Origin of the sequence: Pseudoxanthomonas sp. PXM01, assembly GCF_014851815.1 — a bacterium.
Lineage (GTDB): Bacteria > Pseudomonadota > Gammaproteobacteria > Xanthomonadales > Xanthomonadaceae > Pseudoxanthomonas_A.
Genome location: NZ_JACVAJ010000004.1, coordinates 64,446 through 81,622, shown reverse-complemented (window position 1 = coordinate 81,622; position 17,177 = coordinate 64,446). Strand labels below are relative to the sequence as shown.

The window sequence follows — 17,177 nt, the reverse complement described above, 5'->3', positions numbered from 1 at the left end:
CGCTATGTGGGTGCTGAATGATCCCTCGCTGCTAGTCAGTAAGAGGCATGCAGCTTAAGCTCCAGGTTGCCATGGCCGTGGATGAAGTGTACGTGCGGTCGCTAGTTCAATAGCAAGCCTTCCTGAAGGCTTATGGCATCGTCTGTAGCGCGAACTGGCGTGGCAACTGCAGCGACAACGCGGTCGCTGGCGGACTTTTCCAGTTGCTTAAGCGAGAGCGGATCAAGTGCAGGATCTACCTCGCACGTGACGAAGCTTGAGGAAGAGTGTTGGACTACGTCGGGATGTTCTACAACCCCAAGCGTTGTCATGGCTTCAAGCTAGGCGCGTCTCCTATAGAGGCCGAGCCGCAATGGGGATCTTCAGACTTCTGGGCGGCTACGAAAGCCGGGGAGAGTCAGTTCATAGCTCATTCTCAGACATGGTAAAGATCTGTTTCCCATCTACCTAATCAAGGAAAGCTCAGCTTGATGATTGAGACCAATTCCAGCCGCGGACGCGGCGCTTAGCATCAACTTGTAACTACTGATAACAGCTTGTTTCTTTGTGAACTGATCCGTTCTAGCGATGGATAGCTTTCCCCTAGCCTCGATAATTGATTCGTTATCGCCGGATTGGATGGCAGCAGCTAGCACACTCTCGGCAGCTTTCGTGATCTCAGCAGCTTCTTTGTAGACAAAAGTGGCACTATCGAAGTTAGATCTCGCGAGTTGGTAGTCAATGAGTGCTGTGTCGTCTTCGAGATCTTGTGCCTTTCGAGCCTGCGGATCGAGCATGTTCACAACGGCGGTCTTGAGAGCGGCGTTCTTCTCCGGCCCAAGTGCTTGACTCAAGTTAAGTAGAAACTGATTTACGTTTCGTGTTTCTGTAATGTCCACAACGAATGTGACAGGCATAGCTTTGATTAGCTGCATGTAGAGCTGTTCGGTCTCAAGATTGCTCCAGGCATCCCAGCTCTGCTCGTTGATGGGGGGCTCGATCGGAAGAGAGCCAGCCAGGCCGCACGGCGCCTCATCGGCGACTATATTCGACAAAGCTTGCGATTTCGCGGCCCCCTTCAAGCTGTTTGCGTGCCTCAATGCATACGCCAGTTTGCGTTGACACAGAGCCCTATAGCGCTCGAGATTTGTCTTTGTCTGTCCAGAGATTGGCGGGAGCGCCATCCATCCAGAAGTGATCTCTCCTTTCGGGTCACGATGCAGATCCTGACTTGGCAAGAATGGACCCGAGAATATCGCGCTGCTTAGTACTCTCTGTGAAGAGTCGCGCATTGAGAACGCTAGAGCCATCCCCTCAACCTTTCTACCCTTACGAAGTTGCTTGGGATAAGCGAGCTCGTAGAGATCCAGCCGATACGCTGATCTATCAGGAGATAGAACAAGGCCAAATAGTGCTTTGAAACTGTTGTCTGGGCCGCCAGTTACAAGAAGGCACTTATTGGAAAGCGCCCAGTCAAGATTGCCGAGTTTTGCGCTGAGAGAATAAGCTGATCCTGGGGCCATCGCCTGTGATGTTGTGGTCTTGTTGTCAACCCCAGAGGCGGATCTGAACGCTGCAGATAGGAATGCAAAGCCCGCATCAACCAGGACGGGAACTGCTGCTGTAACTAGATCAGCGCTCTCTCTCGTTGCTTGGTAGCCGCAATTCTGGTCGGAAGCTTCCACAATCGATGCGCGGAGCGCGCCAATCTGCATCGAGTTCGAGACCGTCCTTCCGTCACTGGTGACAGCTTGATCTTGTTGCTCTTCAGTTTCTTCGGTCTCTTCGGCCGATTTGGCGGGTTGTTCTTGTCCGCCATCTGCGGTTGATTGCGAGCCTCCACCTTGGGGTGGAGGCTTCGGCAGATCTTGAGCTAGGAGACTGAGCGGGAAAGCGAACGAGATAAGAAGTGTTGCAAGAGTATCGAACGTCCTCATTACTATGCTCCTTAGTTGTAATACTCACGAAGTCCGACTCTTAGTCGGCTGCCAGATATTGCGCCGTTAGCTCTATTGATGGCTTGTTTGCTCGTGTCAGACATGGACTTGGGGAAAGGACACTCTGCGCTCATAGTCTGATAAGGGCCTAGGTGCATCCCGAGTATCTTTACGCTGTCTCTTGAGGAGCTAGGATCGATCAACGGCGCTCCACTGAAGGATGTGACGGCTTGACATATGTGCGCCATGCAGTTCGCATCAACGCTGAATGCTGAGCACTCTAAACCAGATCCCCAGCCTATCGTCCCAACGGAGCTGGGCAGACTTTGTTTAGATTCCACAACTGCAGGTCCCGCGATCCAAGTGGGAGTTCGCATTGCCGTACTAATCACAAAATCAACAGCTGGTAAGTTTCCTACGGGCGATTGAGTTTCGAGCACTAGAAAATCTTCTTGTGCTTGGATACTCGTTTTGCCCGCGGAACCTTGGAAGAATGCCTGTCGGCGCTCAGAAACCTCCTCTCTCAGCAACACCTGCTCGTAGGGAGGCGTCAGCCTACGAAAGATGATCTGCCCAGATTGAAGTTTTGCGTGGTTTGGACTTTGCGAGCTAGCTTTTAGCTGCAAGTAGAAGCAATGGCGAGCAGTCATTACCCTTGTGGAACTGATAAAGAATCCACTGCAGAAAGCTGGTTCTTTTGATGGGGCTGCATACTCAAACACGCCCATAATCCGACGAGGGTCGGAGGATCTAATGAACGATGGTGTTGTTTCCTCGAGATCTATGTCCGCGATTGGAGTCATGCAATGCTTCACGTACTCCATCGCACTGAACTTTTCCTCCGGTGTGGCGAGTCGACCTAGCGCGTCTGAAATGCTCTTCTTGCGACCAAGATCGTTGGAAGCAACTATGCATCTGGGGTCGCCTTGGAGTTTTCCTCCGTGTCCTCCGCCTTTCGGCTGCTGCAGCTGAATATTGAAGGCCTTGAGAACGTCGGTCCCCACAATGCCTCCAATAGTGTGCTGGACCCTGGGATCGCCGCCTCTTGGCTGATCAATTACGAATTCCGTGGTGCTTAAATTCTTGGATAGAAGCTCTGAAGGTATCCCTTTTTTAATTTCTTCGAGGCTCACATCTTCAAATTGGTAGTACCGCGTAGAATCGTTCTTCCGAGTCGATAGCGCTGTCTGCAGTTCTTCATCCGCCGTAGTTGGCTCGCTGGGTAGGGCTACAAGAAGCTTGTCTTGACCGGACGGAAGTCGCTTCAGTGATTGGAGTAAAGAAGCAACTTCTTGATCGTTGAGCGGAGCGTCGTCCAGCTTCCAGCTAGCTAGTTTTGATTTCTGGGCCTCCGGCGCTGGGACTTGGGCATCTGCTCGCAGCAGGGAGGCCCCTAAGGACGCGATTAGAGCAACTGCAAATACGTCTCGCCAGTTCATTGGCAGGCTCCCGCTCAGTATGCCTATCCGCTAGAACGGGAATTGAAGGCCGAGGGGACATCAACTTTTATTTGATAACTAGAATTACGCCATGTAAATGCGCTTACTAAATTATGCGTCGTTGTGGGGGCTGGAAGTGTGTAGGCTTGAGAAACTGGGGATGGAGAAGGGTAATGCCAACATTTTTTGGCTGGTTGAAGGCTGGAAAGGAATTTGTGCAGAATCATTGGGTCTGGGCGCTGACGATCGCCAGCATGACGGCGATCCTGCTTTCGCCAGCAATCGGTAGCGATGAGCTAAAGGCGTCTGTTCGCACGATAGCCTCGGTTGTCCTCGCATCTGGCGTTGCGGGTGCCGTCATAAGATCAAGCACGTTCACCGAGATGTTCATCTCGAGAATCGTAGATGTTTTCTACGATGACAAACATCTCAAGTCCAGAAATGATCTTGCGCAGATATGTACTAGAACTTTGAATGCTTTGCTTGCTTCAGAGTCTCCGACTCTTCAGGGGGCTGTTGGAGCGGAGTTGCTCTCGGAGTATTTAGACTTCAAGCATGGTTACGTATACAAGGATTGGAACGTAATCATCAGAGTTAGGTCTTTCGATGCGGCGACCGGTTTGCTTGAAGTTGAAGAGACAGTTCAAGCCACAGTGATTCCTAGCCCGGGCCGCAAGTCGTTTGATTTCTTATGGTCGTGGCGTTCACCTCACACGCCTGCAGCCGGCGCTGAACTCACTTATTTGGAGATAGCTGATGAGCGAATTCCCAAAGAGAAGTTTGAGGCGAAGCTAGACGGCGACGGGGTGCTAAGGTCCAGCTATACCCATAATTTTGATGCTGAGGTCAAAGACTTCCTTCTAACGCGGCGCGTTGAGAAAAAAATCGAGCTGAAGCGAGATGCCGTCACTTCCTATAGGTTCATAGTTCCTTGTCTAGGAATGAGCATCTCGTTGGGGGAGTTTCCGCAAGACAAGCTCGTGCTAGTGGTTGATCGAGCGGGGCTCCCAAGAGCGTTTAAGCCTGACCGGGATCCGAAGGACAATTCCGGACATTGGTTTAGGCAAACCTACTCTGGGTTGATATTCCCCAGGCAGGGCGCTAATCTTCAGTGGTTCATAAAGCCGGAGGCTTTGCAATGAGCGCCACCGAAACGGTGTAACCCTTTGTTTTAATGGAAATTATTGCCAAGTGGGCATTCCTCCCGCTTGGCTTTCGAGTGTCTGACGGTAAGCTCGACACCAAATGCCCACCATGTTCAGGGTGGATAAGCCTCGTGCTTCGCGGTGAGCTACGAGCTGGCCAACGCTGTCAAAGGCGTAACAGGACGATACCTGCCTTATGGGGCTTAGTACTCCCCTTAAGGCTTCTAATCGCCTGCTTTTTGACCGAACTTACGGCTCGTCTTTGAGCCGATTCGTGCCATATGGCTCCAGAGGCCGGGGCCTCGTTCGCGTCTACCAGTAGCCCTAGCCAATCCAAGGAATTCTCGCCATATGGCCCCTCTGTTCTCGGCTTATGGCTACAAAAGACGCGCGTTATGTGTGGATCTACACTCGGAGCGAGCAGCAGGCGGGTGGCGTGCTGCCACCAGCCGTCAACTTTCGACGCATCCATGCGGTTGACAGGGCGAGGCCCGGTTTCCAGACTTCCCCGACTGTATTCCCCTGAGGTTGCGATGTCCGCTCACATTTCTTCGGTTGCGCCGGTCCTGCGCCATGACTGGCAGCGCGACGAGCTGCTCGCCCTGTTCGACCTGCCGTTTCCCGAGCTGCTGCATCGGGCCTCGACGATGCATCGCGCCCACTTCGACCCTGCCGAAGTCCAGGTCTCCACCCTGCTGTCGGTGAAGACCGGCGGTTGCCCGGAAGATTGCGCCTACTGTCCGCAGGCACAGCGCTACGACACCGGGGTGTCGGCGCAGAAGCTGATGGATGCCGACGAGGTGCTCGCCAAGGCGGCGCAGGCGAAGGCGGCAGGCGCATCGCGCTTCTGCATGGGCGCGGCCTGGCGCTCACCGAAAGACCGCGACATCCCGAAGGTCGCCGAGATGATCCGGGGGGTGAAGGCCCTGGGCCTGGAGACCTGCGCCACGCTCGGCATGCTGAGCGGCGATCAGGCGCACGCGCTGAAGGACGCCGGCCTGGACTACTACAACCACAACCTCGACACCGCGCCCGACTTCTACGGCGACATCATCCACACCCGCCAATACCAGGATCGCCTGGACACGCTGGAACACGTGCGCGACGCCGGCATGAAGACCTGCTGCGGCGGCATCGTCGGCATGGGCGAATCGCGCGACCAGCGCGCCGGGCTCCTGCAGGCGCTGGCCAACCTGCCGTCGCACCCGGATTCGGTGCCGATCAACCGGCTGGTGCAGGTGGCGGGCACGCCGTTGCATGGCACCACCGAGCTGGACCCGTTCGAGTTCGTGCGCACGATCGCTGTCGCCCGCATCGTCATGCCGGCGTCGATGGTGCGCCTGTCGGCCGGCCGCGAGGCGATGAGCGACGAACTGCAGGCGCTGTGCTTCCTCGCCGGCGCCAACTCGATCTTCTACGGCGAGAAGCTGCTGACCACCGGCAACCCGGACACCGAGCGCGATCAGGCCCTGTTCGCCCGTCTCGGACTGCGGCCGATGGCGGTGCAGGTGGAAAACGTGCACGACCATCACAGAACCGATGCCCCGGGCAGCGGTACGGTGCACGCAGACATCACCCGTTCCGAGCCGTCCTGCGGCCGGGCGGCGTAAGTCGGGGCAACAGGGGGCAGTACCGGACGAAAGGACGCTGGCGCGGCAACGCGGCCGGCGTGTCGTCGTCGCTGGCCGCCCGTCATGCGCCCCGGCGCCCCTTTCGCCAGGCCACGCCGATGACCCGCACCGACCTGCACGACCGCATCCTCGCCCAGCGCCAGCAACGCATCGCATTGGGCCGCCAGCGCACGCGCCGTACCGTCACGCGCCGTGATGGTGTCCGCGTCGAGGTCAACGGCCGCTGGCTGACCGAGTTCAGCAGCAACGACTACCTGGGCCTGGCGCAGCAGTTCGAAGTGACCAACGCGCTGCAGGATGCCGCTGCCCGCGAAGGCGCCGGTGCCGGCGCATCGCATCTGGTCAGCGGCCACCACGCGGCCCATGAGGGGCTGGAGCGCGACATCGCCGACTGGCTGGGCTATCCGCGTGCGCTGTTGTTCGGCAGCGGATTCCTCGCCAATCTGGCCGTCCAGCAGGCGCTGCTGGAGGACGGCGACGTCTGCGTACAGGACCGCCTCAACCACGCCAGCCTGCTCGACGCCACCCGACTGGCCGGCGCGAAGCTGCGTCGCTATCCGCACCTCGATCCCGAGGGCGCCTTGCGCCAGCTGAAGCTGCAACCCGAGGGTGCGGCGATGCTGGTCACCGACGGTGTCTTCAGCATGGATGGCGACAGTGCACCGCTGCGGTCGCTGAGTCTGGTCGCACGCATGCAGCAGGCGCTGTTCTTCGTCGACGATGCGCATGGCGTCGGCGTGCGGGGTCCCGAAGGCCGTGGCAGCGTGGCGGAAGCCCGCATGGGCGTGGCCGACGTGCCGTTGCAACTGGTTACCCTGGGCAAGGCGCTGGGCGGTTACGGCGCGGTCGTGGTGGGCGAGGAAACGCTGATCCAGCATCTGGCCGAAACCGCGCGACCCTACATCTACACCACCGCGATGCCGCCCGCGCTGGCGGCGGCGACCCGCGTGGCAGTCAAGCATGCGCGTCGCGACCAGTGGCGCCGCGAGAAGCTGCAGTCGCTGGTGGACCGCTTCCGCAGCGGCGCGCAGCGGGCCGGCCTGCAACTGATGGCGTCCGACTCGCCGATCCAGCCGGTGCTGTGCGGCAGCGATGGCAATGCACTGGCGTTGTCCGCCGCGCTCGACAGCGCCGGCTACCTGGTGCCGGCGATCCGCCCGCCTACCGTGCCCGATGGCAAGGCGCGATTGCGGGTAACGCTCTCGGCGCTGCATTCGCTGCAGGACGTGGACGGGCTGGTGACGACGCTGGCGCGTTCGTGGGATGCCGTGCAGCGCGTCCACGGCGCGGTCGCCTGACGGGATGCACGCGCCGCGATCCTGCATCACGCGGGATCGGCGACAATACGCGGCATGCATATCGAAACTCTTGGCAGTGGCCCGTCTCTGGTGCTGCTGCACGGCTGGGCACTGCATGGCGGGGTGTTCGCGCCGCTGGTGCAGCGGCTGTCCGGTCGCTACACGCTGCATCTCGTCGACCTGCCCGGCCATGGCCATAGCCGCGACAGCGACGTCGCGCTGTCGCTGGAAGCCACCGTCCAGGCCATCCTCGCACGCACGCCGCCGGCCGCTTGGCTGGCATGGTCACTGGGCGGTCTGTTCGCGTTGCATGCTGCCGCCTCGTCGCCGCAGGTGCGTGGGCTGGCGATGATCGCCGCGACGCCGCGCTTCGTGCGGAGCGATGACTGGCCGCATGCCGTGGACGCCAGCGTGTTCGCGCAGTTCGGCGATGATCTTCGCAACGACTACGCCGGCACGCTGGAACGCTTCCTGGCGCTGGATACGATGGGGTCCGAACATGCCCGCAGCGAACTGCGCACGCTGAAGCAGGATCTGTATGCGCGCGGCGAACCTGCGCCGGCCGCATTGCAGAGTGGCCTGCAACTGCTTGAACAGTCGGACCTGCGCGCTTCGCTGTCCCTGCTGTCCGTACCCAGCCTATGGCTGGCGGGCCGTCGCGACCTGCTGGTACCGTCGAAGGCGATGCGGGCAGCAGCGCAGATGGCGCCGGGCGCACAGTTCGTCGAGATCGCCGGCGGCGGACATGCGCCGTTCCTTGGGCACGCCGACCTCGTCGCAGCCGACGTCGATCGCTTCCTGCAGTCGTTGCCGCAGGATGTCGCCGCATGACTACCTTCGACCAGCGCCATATCCGCCGCGCGTTCTCGCGCTCAGCCGCGGGCTACGACGCGGCGGCGGCCTTGCAGCACGAAGTCGAGAAGCGTCTGATGGAGTCGCTGGACTACCTGACGTTGCGACAGGGTCAGGACGCAACGGATCCGAAGGTGGTGCTGGACGTCGGCTGCGGCCCCGCCCATGCGGCGGCCGCCATGCGCAAGCGCTGGCCAAAAGCGCAGGTCATCGCATTGGACCTGGCGCTGCCGATGCTGCGCGAAGCGAAGAAGCAGTCGGGCTGGTGGAAGCCGTTCCAGCGCGTCTGCGCCGACCTGCGCGCGCTGCCGCTGGCCGAGGGCAGCGTCGACGTGCTGTTCTGCAACCTGAGCCTGCAGTGGGTGGATGATCTGCCGGCCGCGTTCAACGGGTTCCGTCGCGTCCTGAAGCCCGGTGGCCTGCTGGTGTGCTCGACATTCGGCCCGGAAACGCTGCAGGAATTGCGCGATGCCTTCGCGCACGTCGACGACACGCCGCACGTCAGTCCGTTCCCGCCGATCGCGCAGTTCGGCGACGCGTTGATGCTGGCGGGGTTCCGCGATCCGGTGCTCGATCGCGACCGCTTCACGCTGACCTACGACGACCTGCCCGCCTTGATGCGCGAGCTGCGTGCGATGGGCGCTACCAACGCGCTGCAGCATCGTCGCCATACCTTGACGGGACGGGCACGATTCGCCGCCGCGGCGACCGCTTACGAGCCGCTGCGTCGCGAGGACGGCAAGCTGCCGAGCACGTGGGACGTTATCTATGCGCATGCGTGGGCGCCGCCGCCGGGTGCGCCGATCCGGGGGCAGGGCGAAGACATCGCGACGGTACCGCTGTCGAGGATTCCGATCCGACGACGTGGCGAATAATTGCGCGGGAGGCGGCGTCAGCCGCCGACCTGGCGGATCCAGTCCTGCAGGTTGTAGTAGTTGGTGACGCGTGCGATGCGGTCGTCGCGGATGTCGAAGAAGGCGCCACCCGGCAGCACGTAGGTCTGTCCGTTCGCCGGAGGCAGGCCTTCGTCGGTGTGGTGGTACTCGCCATGCACGATGTATTCGGCAGCCGCATGCTGGCCGTCCTGCGTGACCAGCACCACGATGTCGCGCAGCTGTTCGCGGTAACTGGCGTTCATGCGCCCGAGAAAGGTCGCGAAGGCCTCGCGGCCGGTTTCGCGCGCGCCTTGGTTGAGATCGTGCACCACGTCGTCGGTCAGCATGGCCAGCATGCTTTCCCAGTCGCCGCGGTTGAAAGCGGCGTAGTAGTTGAGGACGAGCTCGGTGGCGCGGTCCTGCCGGCGCGTGCCGTCGATCTTCATGCGGATTCCCGGGGGGTGGACGACCCCACGATCATACGCCACGCCGTCAACGCGGCAGTCGGTCGCGATGGAAGAAATAGACTTCCTGCAGCAGGAAGCGCCAGCGCGTGGCGAAGCTGCGGAAACGGCTGGTCGGCGTGGGCGAGCCGACCGAGCGGATACCCAGGTCGCGGCTGATGCGCAGTGCGCGCGCCATGTGCAGCGGATCGCTGACGATGATGACGGAGTGCAGCTTGTGCTGCTGCATCAGAATTCGCGCCTGCCGCAGGTTGTCGTGCGTGTTGCGCGAGAGCGACTCGATCAGGATCGCCTTCTCCGGCACGCCCTGGCGCAGCGCATAGCGGCGCGCGACCTGCGACTCGGAGAAGCGTGCGCCGGTGCCGCCATAGCCGCCGGTGAAGATCAGCGTCGGCGCCAGGCCGCGCTTGTAGAGGTCGATGCCGTGGCGGATGCGTTCCTCGAACACCGGCGACGGCTTGGCGTCGTAGGCCGCCGCGCCGAGCACGATGATGGCGTCGGCTGGCTGGGCGTCGTCGCGCTGGCCCACCCAGATGATGTAGGCCGCCACGCCGGCCAACCAGACCACGGCAAGCAGCAGCAGGCGCCAGGCCCAGCCGACGACGCCGCGTTTGGATTTGCGCCGGTGTGCGTTCATGCCGCGCGCTCCCACGGCAGGGCATCCAGGTCGACATTGCCACCGGATAGCAGCACGCCGACCCGTTGGCCCGCGAATCGCTCGGGTGCCTGCAGGACCGCAGCCAGCGCGATCGCCGAGGACGGTTCCACCAGCAGCTTCAGGCATTGCCACAGCAGGCGCATGGCGACGAGCGTGTCGTGGTCCGGGACGGTGACGACGTCCACCCGGTGCGTCTGCAGGAGATCGAAGTTCGGTTCGCCCAGGGTGCCGCGTAGGCCATCGCAGACCGTGTCGGGCACGAACTCGACGCGGCGCACGCCCGCGGCGAGGGATGTCGCGGTATCGGCCGCACCTTCCGGCTCGGCGCCCACGATGCGACAGCCGGGAGCCGTGGCGGCGGCGGCGATCGCGGTGCCCGACAGCAGCCCGCCACCCCCGACAGGGGCCACGAGGGCTTCCAGCGGCCCGTGCGCATTGATCAGCTCCAGTGCCGCCGTGCCTTGGCCGGCGATCACGTGCGGATGGGTGTAAGGATGGATCAGGGTGGCACCGGTGTCGGCCTGCACGCGGGCGGCGGTGGCTTCGCGGGCGTCGATGGTCGCCGCACACGTGTGCAGGTGCGCGCCGTAGCGGGCGATGTTCGCGAGCTTCGCCGCGTTCGCGCCCGCCGGCACCACGACATGGCAGGCGATCCCGCGGGTCCGCGCCGCCAGCGCCAGCGCTGCGCCGTGGTTGCCCGACGAGTGCGTCACCACGCCACGTGCCGCCGAGGCATCGTCCAGCGCCCACACCGCATTGCAGGCTCCTCGGAACTTGAAGGCGCCCGTCCGCTGCAGCGGCTCCGCCTTGAAATGGAGCTGGCAGCCGGCCATCGCGTCCAGGGCGCGGGAGCGCAGGACGGGGGTGGCATGGGCATGGGGGGCGATACGGGCGGCAGCGGCGAGGACGTCGTCGAAGGTGGGCAGAGGCATCGGCATGCGGAAAGGTTAGCAGCGCATCGCCCCCCGCTGAACCTCCGCCAGCGGACGCTCCGCCTCTCCCGCCATACCGGCCGGGTTAAGCACGGATTCAATGCGCCGCGCCGATGCTGCAACGGCAGAGTAACGGGGGTTCCGCCATGAAACGTTCATCTCTCTTGACCATCGTGTTCGCCAGCCTCGTCCTGGGAGGTTGCGCGACGTACGACTATGTCGGCGACACCGCGCCGGGCGGCTACTACCACGGCCGGCCGAGCACGCAGTATTCCGATCCGTACGGCGGCTACTACGGCGGCAGCGTCTACGGCAGCTATGGCCACGGTTACGGCTACGGCGGGCCCTATCGCTACGGCAGCTACTACGGTTATCCCTACTACGGCTATTACGGGTCGCACTACCCGTATTACCCGCCCCGCCCCCCGCGGCCGGGCGACAACAATCCTCCCCCCAAGCCGCCGCCGACAGGCGGGAGCGGCAATCGCCCGCCGCCGTGGCGTGATCCGACCGGTCGTTGGCGTGAAGGTGGCGCGCAGCCCATGGTTCCGGGCCGGCCGGCGCAGGTGACGCCGTCGCCCAGCCAGCCCCGGGTGGGTGATGGCGGCTACCGTCCTCCACGCGTGACCTCCTCGCCGTCGATGCCGCGTGCGGTCGAGCGGCCCCGCAACATGGAGCGGGCGGCCCCGCCGCCGCGGGCGGAGCGCGCCGCCCCACCGCCCCGGATGGAGCGCCCGGCACCGCCGTCCCGTCCCATGCCACGGGACGATGGCGGTAGTCGCCAACTCGAACGGTGATCCGCGCCACCTGACCGTCCGTCGCCATTCCCCCACCGCTGACGCGGTTGCGAACCTCGGTTGACCGGTTGCGTCGCTTTCTGACGTAAGCGGCAATTGAAGGTTCAATGTCGACGTCCGGTGGGGAAATCTGGATCCCCCCTGTTCCGGCCCCATCGGGCGTCGGCGCCTAACGAAAAAGCCCGGCTTTGCCGGGCTTTTTTCTTGCTCTGGTATCCTGCGCGCATAAAAAAGGGGCCGGTAGTCCCCCGACTACCGGCCCCCGGCATCCCCGGCGTGCGCATGGCTGGCCCCTGTTCCAATTACCAACCCGGCGCCCCTGGTCGCTTGCCACGACGGGTGCATGGGAATAGAGCAGGAAGCGTGCCAACTTTGCCGGATTGCCATGCCGGATCCCGTCTTCCGTACCCGCGCCTCCACAGGCCTTCGCCACCAAACCTTCCCCATGCGCTCCAGCTTCCACCACTACGACGTCATCATCATCGGCGGCGGCCATGCCGGCACCGAGGCCGCGCTGGCTTCCGCGCGCGCCGGTGCGCACACGCTGCTGCTGACGCACAACGTGGAAACGGTGGGCGCGATGAGCTGCAACCCGGCCATCGGCGGGATTGGCAAGGGTCATCTGGTAAAGGAGATCGACGCGCTGGGCGGCGTGATGGCGTGGGCGGCCGACCGTGCCGGCATCCAGTGGCGCACGCTCAACGCGTCGAAGGGCCCGGCTGTGCGCGCGACGCGCTGCCAGGCAGATCGCGCGCTCTACCGCAGCGCCATCCGCCGCGCGGTGGAGGCGCAGCCCAACCTGACCCTGTTCCAGGCGGCCGTCGATGACCTGGTCATCGAGAACAACACCGTCCGCGGCGCCGTCACCCAGACCGGCCTGACGTTCCATGCGCCGGCCGTCGTGCTGACCGCAGGCACCTTCCTCGCCGGCAAGATCCACGTCGGCGAGACGCAGTACGCCGCCGGCCGCGCCGGCGATCCGCCCGCGACCGCACTCGCGCAGCGGTTGCGCGAAGGCGCCTTCGTCGTCGATCGCCTGAAGACCGGCACGCCGCCGCGGATCGACGGGCGCTCGCTCGACTATTCGGTGATGGAAGAGCAGCCCGGCGACGATCCGCTGCCGGTGATGTCGTTCATGGGCAGCGTCGCCGACCATCCGCGCCAGGTCTCGTGCTGGATCACCCACACCAGCGAGCAGACCCACGAGATCATCCGCGGCGCACTGCACCGCTCGCCGATGTACTCCGGCCAGATCGAAGGCATCGGCCCGCGCTACTGCCCGTCGATCGAGGACAAGGTGGTGCGCTTCGCCGAGAAGGCCAGCCACCAGATCTTCGTCGAGCCGGAAGGCCTCGACGTCGCCGAGATCTATCCGAACGGCATTTCCACCTCACTGCCGTTCGACGTGCAGCTGGCGCTGGTGCGCAGCATCCGCGGCATGGAAAACGCGCACATCACGCGCCCCGGCTATGCGATCGAATACGACTTCTTCGATCCGCGCGGACTGAAGGCATCGCTGGAAACGAAGGCCGTCGCCGGCCTGTTCTTCGCCGGACAGATCAACGGTACGACGGGTTACGAAGAAGCCGCGGCGCAGGGCCTGCTCGCCGGCCTCAACGCGGCGCGGTTCGTGCAGCAGAAGGACGCGTGGTCGCCGCGTCGCGACGAGGCCTATCTCGGCGTGCTGGTCGACGACCTGATCACGCACGGCACCAAGGAGCCGTACCGCATGTTCACCAGCCGCGCCGAATACCGGCTGCAGCTGCGCGAGGACAATGCCGATCTGCGGCTCACCGAGACCGGCCGCTCGCTGGGCCTGGTCGACGACCCGCGCTGGCAGCGCTTCGACGCCAAGCGCGACGCCATCGCACGCGAGACCGGCCGCCTGCGCGCGCTGTGGGCCACGCCCGCCAATGCGCTGGGCCGTGAGGTCGCCGACACGCTCGGCGTGCAGGTCAGCCGCGAGACCAACGTGCTCGACCTGATCAAGCGTCCGGAGCTGGACTACGCGAAGCTGGTCGCCGTGCCGTCGATCGGACCCGGCGTGGACGATGCCCAGGTCGCCGAGCAGGTCGAGATCGGCGTGAAGTACGCCGGCTACCTCGATCGCCAGCGCGACGAGATCGAACGCCAGCAGCGCAACGAATCCACGCCGATCCCAGCTGGTTTCGACTTCGCTGCCGTGCGCGGCCTATCGGCCGAAGTGCAGCAGAAACTCGACCGCGTGCAGCCCGAGACCATCGGCCAGGCGCAGCGCATTCCCGGCATGACACCCGCCGCCATCTCGCTGCTGCTGGTGCATCTGGAGCGTGCGCGGCGCACGCGCGTGGCGTGATCGGCGAGAAGCACCTGTAGGAGCGACGTAAGTCGCGACCGTAGACGCCTAGCCGAGCTGGAGCTCGCCTCTGCTCGGAATGCTGGAACGCGTACGGTCGCGACTTACGTCGCTCCCACAACAAGCGTCACTCAACGCCGGGATGCCTCGCCTCCCACGCCGCCAACTGCTCGCGATAGTGCTGCAGCTGCTCCGCGTACAGGTCGTGCACGCAGATCGGGCAGCCGCTGTTGCAGCAGTCGCTGGGCAGCGGTGGCTCGGGTGCGATCGGTCGCGGGTCGTCGTCGGGGGCGAGCAGGGTATTCACGTGGTTGCCTACGGAGGGTCAGACGCCTGTCTGACGTCGCCGACGCCATGGCAGGGGAAGGCCCAGCGTGAAGAGGCCGAGGAAGGCGAGCCGCTGTGACAGCGAGTCGATCGGCGCTGCATCCCTAGCCATCGGGTCGGCGCTTTCGTTTTCCAATGCCAATGCACCTTCGGCCAGTTGCGAGATCAACGCACGCGCTTCCTCCGCCTGTTCGCGCAGGACGCGGATCTTCACGCCGCCGAGCGCTTGGCGCATGTACCAGTCGTTGATCGCCTGCTGTTCGTCGGCCAAGTAGGCATCAATGCCTTCGGCCGTCAGGCGTCCGTGCACGATGCGGGCTTCGAGCGGATCGAGGAAGCTGGCGACGGTGACGAACATGCTCAGCGGACGCCCATTTCCTTCAGCAGATGCGGCGCCGGGTAGACCTTGCCCATCAGCCAGCGCAGGTAGCGCATGTCGACGTGGACGGCGCGCTTGTAGCGCGGGTCGAACATCCAGCTGGCGCTGACGGATTCCCAGTTGCTGTCGAAGTTCAGGCCGATCAGTTCGCCGCGCGCATTGAGCACGGGCGAGCCGGAGTTGCCGCCGGTCGTGTCGAGATTGGTCAGGAAGTTGACCGTCTGCGTCTTCAGCGCCGGATCCTCGGTGCCGGCGAAGTCGCCCTTCGCGATGGCGTCGAGCAGCGGCTTCGGCGCATCGAACGGCACCTTGCCGGTGTTCTTCTCGACGATGCCGGCCACCGTGGTCACGGGCGTGTATCGGATGCCGTCGCGCGGGGAGAAGCCGTCGACCTTGCCGAAGCTCACGCGCAGCGTGCCGTTGGCGTCCGGGTACAGCGCGCGGCCCTGCTGCGTACGCCAGGCGAACAGGGCGCGCATGTAGGCCGGTCGCAGGCGCAGCTGCTCGCCTTCGCGTGTCTTGCGTTCGTTCTCCAGCGTCAGCTGCACGGGAACCAAGGTCGCCGCCAGCGCGATCAGTGGATCGGAGGCCAGCGGCTTGCCTTCGCGCGCCGCCGCAAAGCGCGACAGCCGTTCGGACTCGTCGCCGAGCTTCGTGCCGGCGTACAGCGTGTCGAGCGCCCGTTCCAGGGCGGCCGGTGTGCGGCCGAACGCGGCATCGAAGGCGGGCAGGCGCTGTGCGTCCGGCAACTGCTGGTAGCGGGTCAGCAGGACGGTGAGCAGCGCCTTTTCGACCTCGGGTGCGTAGCGGCGCTGCACCTGCTTCAGGATGCCTTCGATCATGGCGTGGTCGCGCGTCTGGAAGCCGCTCTCGCGCTCGGCGTCGGGCTTGGCGGACTCCACGCGCAGCCGCTCCAGCGTGATCGCGGTGCGCATCAGCTGCGACTGTGCGCCGAACAGGTTCAGCAGCGGCTCGCGTTCGCGTACGGCCGAGCCGCCGGCGATCGAGGCGGCCAGCGCGTCGATGTCGCCGCGTTCCTTCGTCGCGGCTTCGGTGGCGAGCATGCTGCGCTCGTCGTCGGCGCGGACACGCACCGCATCGCTGCGGCGCAGGCCTTCCAGTTCGCCGGCGGCGCGCTTGCGCTGGTTTTTCAGCGACTGCAGCTGCGCGGCATAGCGCGTCTTCGCGTCGGCATCCTTCGCGCCTGCGGCTTCCACCACATCGATCAGCTGGTCGAACACCGCCACGCGGGTGGGCAGCGTCCAGGTGATCTGTTCTTCGAACTCGGCGGCCGTGCGATGGCGATAGGTGATGCCGGGGTAGCCGGCGAGCATCGCGTAGTCGCCGGCTTTGGGACCATCCTTGGCGAGCGCGAGATGCGCCGGCGCGGCGTACGGCACATTGTCGGGGCTGTAGGGCGCGGGCTTGCCGTCCTTGCCGACGTAGGCGCGCAACAGGGTGAAGTCGCCGGTATGGCGCGGCCACATGAAATTGTCGATCTCGTCGCCGTAGTTGCCGATCGCGCGCGTCGGCGCGTAGGCCAGGCGGATGTCGCGCAGTTCCAACTGGGTGATGCGGTAGAAGTCGGTGCCGTAGTACATGTTGGCGACACTGCAGCGCACGCCGCCCTCGGCCTCGCACTCGGCGACGATAGCCTTGCTGGCGCGTTCCACCGCATCGAAGTAGGCGCGCCCGGTCTTGCCGGCGGTGTCTTTCAGCACCGTATCCGTGACCTTGTCGTAGCCGACGGTGACCAGCACGCGGAAATCCGGATTGGCCGGCAGTTCGCCCGCACGGTCGGCGGCGATGAAGCCGTCGTCGATCAGGTTGTGCCCGGGCTTGCTGTTGTACTGGATCACGCCATAGGCGACGTGGTGGTTGGTCAGGATCAGGCCGTCCTGCGACACGAACGCACCGGTGCCGCCGCCGGCACGCACCACGGCGCTCAGCGGCGCGGCGGTGACGTCGGCGAGCGTCTTCGGGTCGCCCTTGAAGCCGGCCTCGCGCAGCGTCTTGCCCAGCTGCGGCAGTTGCGACGGCATCCACATGCCTTCGTCGGCGTGGGCGGGCAGGGACAGGGCGACGCCCAGGGCAAGGGTTGAGATCGGGAGTCGACGGCGCATGGTCAG

15 protein-coding genes and 1 pseudogene are annotated in these 17,177 nt (G+C 63.9%); 8 read left to right on the top strand and 8 right to left on the bottom strand.

The genetic code is table 11. The features are described 5' to 3' along the window. Window positions 1-113: 113 nt before the first annotated feature. Window positions 114-428 (top strand): annotated as a pseudogene (locus IB230_RS19810) (hypothetical protein); the annotation flags it as partial. A 15-nt stretch (window positions 429-443) separates the two neighbouring features. Here IB230_RS19810 and IB230_RS19470 read toward each other — a convergent pair. Together IB230_RS19470 and IB230_RS19465 are read right to left on the bottom strand one after the other, a co-directional pair. Further along, complete coding sequence (locus IB230_RS19470; protein WP_192274533.1) at window positions 444-1,916, bottom strand: hypothetical protein; 1,473 nt, start codon at window positions 1,914-1,916, stop codon at window positions 444-446. A gap of 11 nt (window positions 1,917-1,927) precedes the next feature. Next, entirely contained in the window at window positions 1,928-3,355 is a 1,428-nt protein-coding gene (locus IB230_RS19465; protein ID WP_192274532.1) for a hypothetical protein, read from the bottom strand. A 254-nt stretch (window positions 3,356-3,609) separates the two neighbouring features. Here IB230_RS19465 and IB230_RS19460 point away from each other — a divergent pair, with 254 nt between their 5' ends. From IB230_RS19460 to bioC, 5 genes are all read left to right on the top strand, one after another. Then, complete coding sequence (locus IB230_RS19460; protein ID WP_192274531.1) at window positions 3,610-4,497, top strand: hypothetical protein; 888 nt, start codon at window positions 3,610-3,612, stop codon at window positions 4,495-4,497. 536 nt (window positions 4,498-5,033) lie between these two features. Next, complete coding sequence (bioB, locus tag IB230_RS19455) at window positions 5,034-6,110, top strand: biotin synthase BioB (RefSeq protein ID WP_192274530.1); 1,077 nt, start codon at window positions 5,034-5,036, stop codon at window positions 6,108-6,110. Between the two features lie 119 nt (window positions 6,111-6,229). Next, window positions 6,230-7,429 (top strand): 8-amino-7-oxononanoate synthase, encoded by a 1,200-nt coding sequence (gene bioF / locus IB230_RS19450; RefSeq protein WP_192274529.1) that lies wholly within the window; start codon window positions 6,230-6,232, stop codon window positions 7,427-7,429. Between the two features lie 54 nt (window positions 7,430-7,483). Beyond that, window positions 7,484-8,260 (top strand): pimeloyl-ACP methyl ester esterase BioH, encoded by a 777-nt coding sequence (gene bioH, locus IB230_RS19445; RefSeq protein WP_192274528.1) that lies wholly within the window; start codon window positions 7,484-7,486, stop codon window positions 8,258-8,260. After that, window positions 8,257-9,156 (top strand): malonyl-ACP O-methyltransferase BioC, encoded by a 900-nt coding sequence (gene bioC / locus IB230_RS19440; protein ID WP_192274527.1) that lies wholly within the window; start codon window positions 8,257-8,259, stop codon window positions 9,154-9,156. Before bioH ends, bioC begins: the two co-directional genes overlap by 4 nt. 17 nt (window positions 9,157-9,173) lie before the next feature. Here the strand turns inward: bioC and IB230_RS19435 are convergent, their stop codons facing one another. The 3 genes from IB230_RS19435 to IB230_RS19425 are packed head-to-tail and all read right to left on the bottom strand — an operon-like array spanning window position 9,174 to window position 11,216. Next, on the bottom strand, window positions 9,174-9,602 hold the full coding sequence (locus IB230_RS19435; RefSeq protein WP_192274526.1) for a ketosteroid isomerase-related protein: 429 nt from the start codon (window positions 9,600-9,602) through the stop codon (window positions 9,174-9,176). Between the two features lie 46 nt (window positions 9,603-9,648). Beyond that, entirely contained in the window at window positions 9,649-10,257 is a 609-nt protein-coding gene (locus tag IB230_RS19430; protein ID WP_192274525.1) for a YdcF family protein, read from the bottom strand. After that, the gene (locus IB230_RS19425; RefSeq protein ID WP_192274524.1) at window positions 10,254-11,216 is read right to left on the bottom strand and encodes a pyridoxal-phosphate dependent enzyme; all 963 of its coding nucleotides are present in this window, start codon (window positions 11,214-11,216) and stop codon (window positions 10,254-10,256) included. Before IB230_RS19425 ends, IB230_RS19430 begins: the two co-directional genes overlap by 4 nt. Window positions 11,217-11,356: 140 nt before the next feature. Between IB230_RS19425 and IB230_RS19420 the strand changes: the two genes are divergently transcribed. Together IB230_RS19420 and mnmG are read left to right on the top strand one after the other, a co-directional pair. Next, a complete protein-coding gene (locus IB230_RS19420) occupies window positions 11,357-12,007 on the top strand; it encodes a hypothetical protein (protein WP_192274523.1) in 651 nt (216 codons plus the stop codon). Between the two features lie 445 nt (window positions 12,008-12,452). Further along, a complete protein-coding gene (mnmG, locus tag IB230_RS19415; protein ID WP_192274522.1) occupies window positions 12,453-14,342 on the top strand; it encodes a tRNA uridine-5-carboxymethylaminomethyl(34) synthesis enzyme MnmG in 1,890 nt (629 codons plus the stop codon). A gap of 127 nt (window positions 14,343-14,469) precedes the next feature. On the opposite strand, the gene IB230_RS19410 is transcribed toward mnmG, so the two are convergent. From IB230_RS19410 to IB230_RS19400, 3 genes are read right to left on the bottom strand one after another with little or no spacing between them, the layout of a single operon-like run. Then, window positions 14,470-14,649: an oxidoreductase-like domain-containing protein gene (locus IB230_RS19410; RefSeq protein ID WP_192274521.1), complete on the bottom strand. Its 180-nt coding sequence runs from the start codon at window positions 14,647-14,649 to the stop codon at window positions 14,470-14,472. Window positions 14,650-14,667: 18 nt separating this feature from the next. After that, window positions 14,668-15,027 carry a DUF2007 domain-containing protein gene (locus tag IB230_RS19405; protein WP_192274520.1) on the bottom strand — a complete coding sequence of 120 codons (360 nt, stop codon included), beginning with the start codon at window positions 15,025-15,027 and terminating at the stop codon, window positions 14,668-14,670. 2 nt (window positions 15,028-15,029) lie between these two features. Next, the gene (locus IB230_RS19400) at window positions 15,030-17,177 is read right to left on the bottom strand and encodes a S46 family peptidase (RefSeq protein WP_192274560.1); all 2,148 of its coding nucleotides are present in this window, start codon (window positions 17,175-17,177) and stop codon (window positions 15,030-15,032) included.